This is a genomic window from Cellvibrio sp., from assembly GCF_053579595.1.
In genome coordinates this window covers 1-7,300 of sequence record NZ_JBRFPI010000230.1, presented here as the reverse complement: position 1 = coordinate 7,300, position 7,300 = coordinate 1, and the positions used below count along the sequence as shown (strand labels likewise).

Sequence of the window (7,300 nt, the reverse complement as noted above, 5' to 3'; positions counted from 1 at the left end):
TTCAACGATGCAGACCTGATCGGCTGTCCGATACGCGTGACCGTGGGCGAGCGCACGACCGGCGAGATCGGTCCCGGCCTGCTGCCGGAGGCCGGTCGGTTCGTCGTCGCACGAACCGGGTGTTCCCACGCGATTGTAGTTACAGATTCCAACGAAATTGTGTTCGGTTCGCGCAACGGCTTGTATTTCTTTGATGTTGATAAGCTCGAAAGCAACCAAAACAAAATACCGCCTGCAGTTGCGATTACAGATTTCCGCTTATTCACCCAGAAAGTTGCGATTCATGGTGCTGATAACTTATTGGAGAAGGTGATTACCCAAACCGACAGCATCACACTGGATTACACGCAATCGATGATTTCATTTAGTTTTGCCGCACTGAATTACCGCGACACCGAGAAAAACCAGCACGCCTATAAACTCGAGGGATTTGACAACGACTGGCGCGAAGTAGGTAACCAACGCACGGCGCTTTACACCAATTTGCCAGCAGGTACTTATCAGTTTCGGGTGAAAGCCAGTAATAACGATGGCGTTTGGAACGAGCAGGGGCGCAGCATTCAGGTGATTGTGTTGCCACCGCCCTGGAAAACCTGGTGGGCCTACAGCATTTACGCCGCTACCGTCATCGGCCTGCTGTTATTGTTTGTGCGCAGCCAGCATCAAAAAGTACTGATCGCGCGCAAGATCAGCCGAGAGCTGGAACAGAAAGTCGCAGAGCGCACCGCTGAACTGCAGCATAAAAATGCTGAGCTGGAAGGCGCTTACGCCCAACTGGAAGCGATCAGTTTGTCCGACCCACTCACTGGATTAAATAATCGCCGCTACTTACAAAAATTAATTCCCATGGACATCGCCAAAGTCCAGCGCGAATACGCACCGCCAACACCCGATCGTCAACCGCGCAAAAATACCCGCGACCTCACCTTTTTTATTCTGGATGTGGATTTTTTTAAATCCGTTAACGATACGCACGGCCATGCAGCGGGCGATCAATTATTGGTTCAGCTTTCGGAAGTGCTGACCAAAATCTGTCGCGAATCCGATTGCGTGGTCCGCTGGGGCGGCGAAGAATTTTTAATTGTGAGCCGCTTTGCCGACCGCGATGAAGCACCACTTATGGCCGAACGCATCCGCAACAGTATCGAGCAGTATAATTTCACCTTGCCCGATGGCGGCATCCTGAAAAAAACCTGCTCGATGGGCTTTGCCAGCTTCCCCTTCCTGCCCGAACAGCCTGCAACCTTATCCTGGGAGCAAGTGATCGATATCGCCGACCGCGCACTTTATGCCGCGAAAAAATCTGGACGTAACCGCTGTGTTGGCATTGCTGCCAATGCCAACACGATTATCAACACTAATAAAGACCGTTTGTATCTGCGCATCAGCAGCAATCTTCCAACCATGATTGAGAACAATGAATTAACCGTGATCACAACAACTGACAAACCACTGGTGTGGGACTGAAACCCAGCCAATTGCCAACACCTTATTATCCACCTATAGTTGTTCCGCTTTACCCATAACAAACATGGAAAAGGGAATAACAAATGATTCGATTTACTCGCAGGATTTATCAGGATTTTTATCGCGCAATTTCATCAGCATGCGCCTTGGCATTTTTATTGGTATTCACGCCCACATTCGCAGCAACCAATTTTCCCACATCCAATTTGGATTCCTATCAGGCATTTTTTACCAGCAGCCAAATCACTGATGAAGTATCTGCCCGTGCATTTCTGGTGGCGCATGCCGCGCGTTACCAGTTGGACGCGCCGGAAACACTGAAGTTAGCCAAACAACGGCAGAGTTTGTATTCACGCCATTATCATTTCCAACAGACATTTAAAAATCTGCCGGTTGACCGCGCTGAGATTATTATCAGCGTGGATTTGCAAACTAAAAACGTAGTACGAGTTTATAACACCACCAAACCATTGATCAGCCAAAGCAGCACCACTTCAATAGCGCCCGCTCTTTCTGCCGATGCGGCAGTAGAAAAAATTTGGCGGCTGCAAATAGCAGGTAGCCAATTAGGCGCGAAGCCCACTGTACGATTGGTTTATATTGAAACCGCAGGAAAACCGCAGTTGGTGTACCGCGTTAACCTGCTCACGGATAAACCCGGCAATTGGGAATACACACTCAATGCCAACACTGGCGCAATACTGACTATTGAACGGTTGGATACCCCCGCGTTTATGCCACACGATTTTCAACGCACGCTTGATCCAGCCCAATTGAAACAACCGTCTGTTACCACAAGCTACGCGCAAGCATTGGCAAATTTTTCCGCAAAAAATAAACGCATGAAAAAAACCTCCCGTGCCAGCACGCGCGTTGATGGTACGGCACTCGTATTTGATCCAGACCCCATCACGGCATTACAAAATCTGGAACTGACGATTGATTCACCGCTGGAAGTATTTGAAGCGGCGTATGTCACACGCCCACTTAAAGATATTGAACTCGTCGATGGTGTTTATCACCTCAACGGCCCTTGGGCAAAAATTGAAGAAAATGAAGATCCCGTTACCGCCCCCAGCACAACCACGGATGGCAATTGGAAAGCCAAACGCAATGAATCTGCGTTTCAGGATGCAATGGCGTATTTTCATATCGACCAAAGCCAGCGCTACCTTCAATCACTCGGTTTTGCAAATGATACCGGTATTCAGTACGCGCCCATTTCAATAGATGCGCAGGGTGCACTTGGTATGCACAATGCTTTTTATAGTAGTTTTGACAACCAAATCAGCTTTGGTGTGGCTGAAAATTGTCCGGCCATGGCAGAAGATGCGGATGTCATTTTGCACGAATATGGCCACGCTATTCACTATTCGATCAACCCCAATTGGTATGGTGGCGATACCGGTGCAATGGGCGAAGGTTTTGCCGATTATTGGGCCGCCTCTTACAGCCTGACCACTACCAATGGCGCCACTTTTTACCCTGAGCGTATGGGCAACTGGATCGCGTTTAATTCCTGTTGGGAAGATGGCCGTTTAGTCACGCGCACCGACACTCGCTACCAACAGGGAAAAATTTACGCAGCACATGAAAAAGTGGGCGATCATTGGTCCGATGAACTTTGGTCGGCGCCGTTATATCGCTCGCTACACACCCTCATGGCGCAAGGTATTTCACGGGAAGAAGTCGATAAAATTATATTGGAAGCGCACTTTGGTTTAGGCAGTGAAATGACCATGCCGGAAATGGCCAACGCGATTGTAATTACTGCGCGCCAGATGCATCCGCACGGTATGCATGCCGAGGTTTTCCGCAGCAATTTTGTGCTGCAAAAAATACTCCCGGAATCTGTTTCTGTTGAAAACTCGCACCTGTCAGGCACGGCGCTAAATAACCAAATCCAACCCGGTGACGAGCTGGGCTTAACGCTGGAGCTGCACAATAACAGCAGCAAAACTATTAGCGGTTTAACACCACAGGTTAGTTCGCCTACAGCAGACATAACACTGACCAATGATGCTATTTTACCAGTGACGGTAGAAGCTAACGCTTACGTACCACTCAAACTCAGAGCCAAAGCCGGGCAGAATATTACCTGCGGCAGCAATGTAGAGTTTTCTGTACAACTCAATTACACCGACCCCGAAAACCAACAAGCGAAAAAAATCGCACAGACATTGTCGTATCTTGTGGGCGAACCTGTCGTCAGCAAGATCGATACAAAACCCAATGTAAAAATTCCTGGCGCGCGCAGCGAAAAAATTATCAGCGAATTACACGTTAGCGGCCTGCCGATTAATACGGACCATTTCACCTTGCATTTGGATCTGCGCATCTCCATGTTTTTTGCCCCCAGTATTACCTTAATATCGCCAGCGGGGACATCGACTTCCATCACCGGAATTACTCCCTGGTTATCAGAGGTGATTGGTAATGTGCCAGGCGATTTTGGTTCAGCGCAAATTTTTGCTCCACTCGCAGGTGAAAACCCCAACGGCACCTGGACGCTGGAAGTTGTGCAACCTGCATTGGATAACCCGCCAGCCGGGCTACTAAAATCCTGGGGTATAAGCACCATTACCGGAGCCACATGCAACAACAAACCGGTTGAACCTATTGCACTGGATAGCATTCAGTTTTCGCAACTTTATTTACCCGCCGCCTCAGCGACGGGAGCGACATCGTTTAGCCGCAACGCCAACATCAAAATGGATTATCTGCTGCGCAATAATTCGCAAACTGATATCAGCGACATTAGCGTTTCGCTCACATCGCCAGAAGATATCTCGCCTATCCGCCAATCAGCACCACCGACAACCCTGCCCGCGTTAAGTACACACAAAGGACAATTACATTTCACTATGCCGGATCAAGCCGCCTGCGGCAGCTCATTACCACTGAAAATAGCCTACCGCTACAACACTACCCAAGGTTTGACCGAAAAAGAAACCAACACCCATGTCACCGTAGGATTTCCACTCAGTAGTCAGTCATACTCAGCGGGCGACCTACTCGAAATTCCGGATAATGACACCAATGGTATTAGCACAAACCTTTACATTGAAGGCTTCAAAGCCTTCAATGCGGCCAACAATAAAATTCGCCTCTCATTGGAACACACTAACCCCGCTGATTTGCATATTAGCTTGCGCTCACCGGCGGGAACGGAAATTGTGTTGGTGAACCCTGATAACACTTTGCCAACTTATATCAACGATAAATTTCCCGACGATATACAACCCGCAATGCCGCTATCAACTTTTGACGGAGAAAATCCCAATGGCAATTGGGTACTGACCGTCAAAGACACCAAACCGGGCAATAGCGGCAGCCTGTTGTGGTTTGTGATGCAAGCCATCAACGAATTCGATTGCGATCCCAACCATAGTAATTCATTCCCCATTGCCATCTTGGCGAACAAAACATTTAACATTAACGAAGGCCAAACCATCACCATCGATGCATCCGGCAGTAGCGATGCCAATGGCGATACACTGAGTTTTAATTATGAACAAATAGGAGGGCCAATCCAGGCGTTACTTAAAGACACCACAGCAACACCGCAATTTGTTGCACCGCAAGTAGCAGAGCCAACAACGTTTACTTACAAAATGAGAGTGAAAGATTATTACGGCTTTAGTGCTGAAGACACATTCGCTATCACGGTGAAAAAGCCTGTCGCAGCCAGCTCTTCCAGCCGTTCGTCCACCCCCAACACTAATAGTGGTGGAAATAGCGGTGGTGGTGGATCAGGAAATGTGCTGTTGCTGATACTGCTTGCAGGATGTGTGATGTGCCGCCGCTGGCCGGACAAGTAGCCACACACAGACGTCTCTCAAAAAATGCCGGATTATTCCGGCATTTTTTCATCTGCTCGCTCAACATCACTATCAGCACAACCACCATCAAGTACCGTCACAAAACTGTAAAAAACCTGCGCAACAAAAACCGCTATGCTTTGGACAACCAAGGATTTATCGCAGCGGTATTTACATGACCAACCTGAACCACACGCCACCGTATATCGCCGCGCCCACTGACATAGATTCATCCTCCCTGCGCAGCGCTGAATTACGCAAAGAATTTAAACAAAAAATTCCCGAGTTGTTGCAACTGGAGCGCTTGATGCGCGAGCACAGCAATCTGCTGCGCGCAAATTGCGAAGCAACATTGCACTATGAAGATAAGGATTTTCCACTCTATTCACTCACGCTCGGTTCGCGTGCATCCAACGCGCCCACCATGCTATTCACCGGCGGAATTCACGGTATTGAGCGGATTGGCAGCCAGGTATTGATCGCCTGGTTGCAAACGCTGGTGGAACGCCTGCAATGGGATACAGGTTTGCAGCAGCAGTTGCAACAACTGCAATTGGTGATCATGCCGATTATGAATCCGGTCGGCATGTATTTAAACCAGCGTGCCAATGGTAACGGGGTAGATCTAAACCGCAACGCGCCGATTGACGCCGAAGGCCGCGTGCCCCTGCTCGGCGGTGGCCATCGCCTCGGGCCGTTTCTGCCCTGGTATCGCGGGCGCAAACGCGGGCAGATGGAAGCAGAAAATATCGCACTGGAACATGTAATCCAGCGACAAGTTTTTAATCGACCTTTTGCGGCAGTACTCGATTTGCATTCAGGTTTGGGCATGCAAGACCGGCTCTGGTTTCCGCACGCCTACCGCAAAAAAGCCATTGGTAATATCGCCGAATATGTCGCCATGAAAATGCTGTGGGAGCGCAGTTACCCAAACCACACCTATCTATTTGAACCACAATCGATTCATTATTTATCCCATGGCGATTTGTGGGATTATTTTTATTATCAGTCGCGCGCGCAAAACCAGCCGCACTTTTTACCGCTCACATTAGAGATGGGTTCCTGGCTGTGGGTGAAAAAAAGTCCGCGCCAATTATTCAACATGGCAGGATTATTTAACCCACAAATTCAGCATCGCCATACGCGGGTGTTGCGCCGCCATATTGTGTTGCTGGATTTTATGTTGGCTGCCACACTCAATCACCACAATTGGTTGCCCGATGAAAAACAAACCGGGATATTAAATCAAATGGCCAAGAGCCTGTGGTTTTGAAAAGTGCAGTTTTGAAAAGTGCGGTTCTGAAAAGTGCGGTTCTGAAAAATGCGGTTTTGAATGAGCATCGAATGGTGAAAAAACATGTGGTTTTATTGCGCGGCCTCGCGCGCGAAGCGGCGCACTGGCTGGATTTTCCCCAGCAACTAGCCCAGACACTGGGCAGTGGCTGGACTATTCATTGTATTGATTTTCCCGGTTGCGGTAGCCAGTTTCAGCAGCCAGCGCTGGCCTCAATCCAACAGATGACCGACTACGCGCGCGCGCAAATCAACGCATTAAAAATATCGCAACCCGTTTATGTGATCGGCATTTCCATGGGAGGAATGATCGCGCTGAATTGGGCCCAGCAATTTCCGCAAGAGCTCGCCAGCACAGTTCTGATTAATTCGAGTGCGGGCGATCAGCCCCTGCACTGGCGTTTGCGCCCGCGCGCCTGGCCGGCGATTATCGCTGCGCTCTTATTACCCATTCGCTGGCGCGAACACTTGGTGTTGCGTCATGTCAGTAATAACCGTGTAAATTTCAATACCCATTTGCAGCGGTGGCTTGCGATTCAAACGCAACATCCGGTTTCGCGCGCAACCATCATTAGCATGCTGGGTGCCGCTGCGCGATTTCGCCCGCAGCAAGGTTGCACGGTGCGCGGATTGATTATCGCCAGCGCGGGTGATCGCTTTGTTAATTGCAACGCAAGCAAAGACCTCGCACAGCGATTTAATTGGCCATTACAGCTACA

General features: G+C 49.3%; 4 protein-coding genes. All 4 read left to right on the top strand.

The window, feature by feature from the left end:
- Positions 1–1,467, top strand: a 1,467-nt coding sequence (locus ACWA6V_RS14100) for a diguanylate cyclase (protein ID WP_449523089.1), incomplete at its 5' end; no start/stop codon positions are given.
- Positions 1,468–1,550: 83 nt separating this feature from the next.
- Entirely contained in the window at positions 1,551–5,288 is a 3,738-nt protein-coding gene (locus ACWA6V_RS14095; protein ID WP_449523088.1) for a proprotein convertase P-domain-containing protein, read from the top strand.
- A gap of 175 nt (positions 5,289–5,463) precedes the next feature.
- Positions 5,464–6,561 (top strand): DUF2817 domain-containing protein, encoded by a 1,098-nt coding sequence (locus ACWA6V_RS14090; RefSeq protein WP_449523087.1) that lies wholly within the window; start codon positions 5,464–5,466, stop codon positions 6,559–6,561.
- Between the two features lie 71 nt (positions 6,562–6,632).
- The coding region (locus ACWA6V_RS14085) for an alpha/beta fold hydrolase (RefSeq protein ID WP_449523086.1) at positions 6,633–7,300 on the top strand (668 nt) is incomplete at its 3' end.